Annotated in this window: 4 protein-coding genes and 1 pseudogene; all 5 read left to right on the top strand. The window is 43.8% G+C overall.

The window, feature by feature from the left end:
- Positions 1-234 precede the first annotated feature (234 nt).
- Positions 235-522: pseudogene (locus IQ242_RS27285) on the top strand (peptidase S8); the annotation flags it as partial.
- Positions 511-930 carry a peptidase gene (locus tag IQ242_RS27290; protein ID WP_370583035.1) on the top strand — a complete coding sequence of 140 codons (420 nt, stop codon included), beginning with the start codon at positions 511-513 and terminating at the stop codon, positions 928-930. The pseudogene IQ242_RS27285 and the gene IQ242_RS27290, both read left to right, overlap by 12 nt.
- Before the next feature lie 446 nt (positions 931-1376).
- Entirely contained in the window at positions 1377-1838 is a 462-nt protein-coding gene (locus IQ242_RS20460) for a DUF2996 domain-containing protein (protein WP_193961217.1), read from the top strand.
- Between the two features lie 79 nt (positions 1839-1917).
- Positions 1918-2295, top strand: coding sequence for a DUF3110 domain-containing protein (locus IQ242_RS20465; protein ID WP_002765892.1), 378 nt, complete (start codon positions 1918-1920; stop codon positions 2293-2295).
- 146 nt (positions 2296-2441) lie between these two features.
- Positions 2442-2861, top strand: a complete 420-nt coding sequence (locus IQ242_RS20470; RefSeq protein WP_002765893.1) for a YraN family protein — start codon at positions 2442-2444, stop codon at positions 2859-2861.
- Positions 2862-3255: the final 394 nt, after the last annotated feature.

Consider the following 3255-nt stretch of genomic DNA (forward strand, 5'->3'; position numbering starts at 1 on the left):
TAACCAGGAATCCACTTACCGACGTAGTCTGGCACAAAAAAGTAAACGGGCGGCCATGGATAATAACTATATGATGGCTGTGCTGAAAGCCTTTTGTCAAGCCTAATTGAGATGCTCTTACCCTGAAACTAATAAAACGGAGAGGCTATGGCTTTAGAAACTTTCGGAATTTTTGGGTTAGAAGTATGTTATCTTGGCATCTTGTCTGTTGATTTAGCATAAAGGGTAACGAAGAGCCAGATTTATCAAGTCATGCAATATATGTTAGCGGGTCAAATATTGCCAGAAGCAGACGAAGATTATATTGAAAGGGTGAGTATCCCCGGTCTTCTTACTGAAGAAACCGTGAGACTTTTTTCTGGTCAAATTGTTCCGGTAATCAAGGTTAATAGTCCGAGAGGAATGTATGGCTGGAAAGTTAATACTTTGATTGAATCAGCCATAGAAACTGTTCGCACGGAACATGAAATCGCCGACGAAGCGAGGATGCGGCGTTCTCTAACCAGTTTCTTGAATCGCATTTATAGCGTTTCCCAATCTCATGAGGTACACCAAAATCTTAACTCCTCACTCCTGACTTGTCAAAACCTAAGACTCTGTACCTCACAACTATGGGAATTGCTATATTATGACTTACGCAACGTCGGACAAATCGCCCGGGATCGCGCTTTAAATTTTGCAGCTACCAACGCTTTTCAAGCCGTACAAACCTTCTCCCAAGCAGTAGCAATGGGAATGGAACTACACAGTATTGAAGTGGAAAAAAGCCCCTTCTGTCGCTACGGAAGTGAATGTTGGGACGTGAAATTAAAATTCTTCGATCCCGAAAATGGTCTGCGCGCTAAACGAGTTTTTCGCTTTACTATTGATGTCAGCGATCGCACCACTGTAACCTTAGGAGAAGTGCGTTCTTGGGCTGTTTCTAAGTGAGGTTTTAGCTTAGGATCAACTTACCAATATTGAAAAAAGCAATAAGCGATCGCTCTTAACTGTGCTGGAAATTTGTCAAGATTAAATTTAACAAACTTAACATCTGAGTCAGATGAACGTAGGTTGGGCTTCGGCCGTGAGCTCAGCCGAACGGTTGAAGCATGAAACCCAACGCCTGTGCTGGAAATTTGTCAAGATTAAATTTAACAAACTTAATACTAAATCCAGTTATTAAAGACTGATTATTTATTCCTCCTTTTGCCTCTTGCCCCCTGCCCCCCCCCGACATCGGGGGGGTCGGGGGGCAGGAGGGGTGTAGGGTTTTACCATTATTCAGCCAGCCCTAATTAATCGGGTAAATCAAAGCTGATAGCTAAAAAAACTGATAGCTGATAACCCGGGAGAAAATATAATTGTAGCTACCTACCCATTCCTGATTAATTTCTATGGCAGAAGAAACCACCACCTCCGCAACTCCGGCAGCAGAAGCAGCAAAACCGGCTCAACCTGCGGCTGCTAAAAAACCCAAGGAGCCAACCGTCGAGGAAAAACCCTTTGCTGAATTTATTGAGCAGCATTTTCAGCCCGCATTGGCCGCAGCCTTGCAAAAGCTGGGTATAAGTGATATAAAGCTGTCCTTTAAACAGGATAAAATTCCCGTGCAGGGCTTTTCTAGCTCTCCCTGTTGGCAGTTAACTGGCAATTGGCTCGAGGGAATGCGTCAATTTAGCATTTATTTTTTAGAAGAAGACATCAATGGCAAAAAAGCTTTTTCTCAAGCTGAGGGCGGCGCTCAACCTAGTACCCTTGAATCATTTATGATCGATGAAAGGAAAGTTAGTCTTGATTTACTGTTGTTTTACACCCTGCAACGGCTTAACGGTCAAAAGTGGTTGACTAGAAACTAAAATTGCTCAGGATTAGCGATCGAGAAGGGGGGTAAAATGAGTATAGACGACCACCGCTTATCGATCGCTAATAGTAATTATGCGTGTATTTGTACTACTTTTTAACGCAGGCACAGAAAACGAAGGTATCCACACCATTCAAATGGGAGCTATCAATAAGGTGTTGATGTTTGAATCGGAAGATGATGCCACCCGTTATGCTCTGCTGTTAGAGGCCCAGGATTTTCCGACTCCCACGGTAGAGAAAATTGATTCGGAGGAAGTGGCAGAATTTTGTCGCGGTGCCGGCTATCAAGCGGAAATGATTGCAGCGGGTATGTTGGTAATTCCCCCCGAAAGCAATGCCGAGGAGTTGGATTGGCAAAAAGAGGAAGTCCCCCCCGCCGAGGAGGAGTTTTCCGAGATTCCCGATGCGGAGTTAGACAGCATCCGTCGTCGTCTAGAAGGACTTTTGTAATCCAGTGATTCAGTGAACAGTAATCAGTAGTTTGGAGTCAGAAGACAGGATAATAAATCAATATTGTTCACTGATAACTGATAACTGACCACTGATAACTGATCACTGATAACTGATAACTGACCACTGATAACTGATCACTGAATATGACAACCGTGGGGGAATTGGGCGAAAATTTGGTGGCGGATTGGTTGCAATTACAGCAATGGCATATCCTCCAGCGTCGTTGGCGTAGTGCTGGCGGTGAAATCGATTTAATCGTCTTGTCTAAATCTCAGGCGACTCTCGCTTTCGTCGAGGTGAAAACCCGCAGTGCTGGCAATTGGGATTTAGGGGGCAAATTAGCGATCAATGACCGTAAACAAGGTAAAATTTACCAAGCTGCCCAGATATTTCTCGCCTTTTATCCCCAATGGTCTGATTTAAGCTGTCGCTTCGATGTGGCGTTAGTTAGTTGTCAAAAAAGTTCTCTATTAGCTTTACCTGAGTTTTCCCTTGATTATCCCTGTCAGCTACAGGCAGGTTATCAATTGCAATTACAGGAATATCTCGTGGCGGTTTTCTAAAAACACAATAGGCCCGCCTAGGGAGGCGGGCTTCATCTTGTACAAACGATATGGACTCCTAAAAGTTTAACGGACTCAATACAATAGAGGTTTACAGAACCCACAACAGTCTATCTGTCAACTATCAAGATTTCTCAGTTTACCGACTCAGGTGCTGATTACGGCTCACTCCATCTGTCCTATATCGAGCAACAGAGGCGAAACCATACTTTACTTTACAAACTTTGAGAATCTGTGTCCGATTTAGCTGTTGCGTTGATCTAGAGCAGGTGGCACAGGCTCTAGGTCTTTTTGCCTGGAAGGAAGTTGAGTCGCTTCCTTTGTGCCTTATGTTTTTAAGATAACACCTTTGTCGGGACTCGATCGAGCTTGTGATTAAAGTTTACACTTATTG

This window comes from Microcystis sp. LEGE 08355, assembly GCF_015207185.1.
Taxonomy (GTDB): Bacteria; Cyanobacteriota; Cyanobacteriia; order Cyanobacteriales; family Microcystaceae; genus Microcystis; species Microcystis panniformis.

Excerpts from the sequence above, each read along its gene's own strand:
- IQ242_RS20460 (WP_193961217.1), top strand. The coding sequence starts at position 1,377 with ATGGCAGAAGAAACCACCACCTCCGCAACTCCGGCAGCAGAAGCAGCA.
- IQ242_RS20465 (WP_002765892.1), top strand. The coding sequence starts at position 1,918 with ATGCGTGTATTTGTACTACTTTTTAACGCAGGCACAGAAAACGAAGGT.
- IQ242_RS20470 (WP_002765893.1), top strand. The coding sequence starts at position 2,442 with ATGACAACCGTGGGGGAATTGGGCGAAAATTTGGTGGCGGATTGGTTG.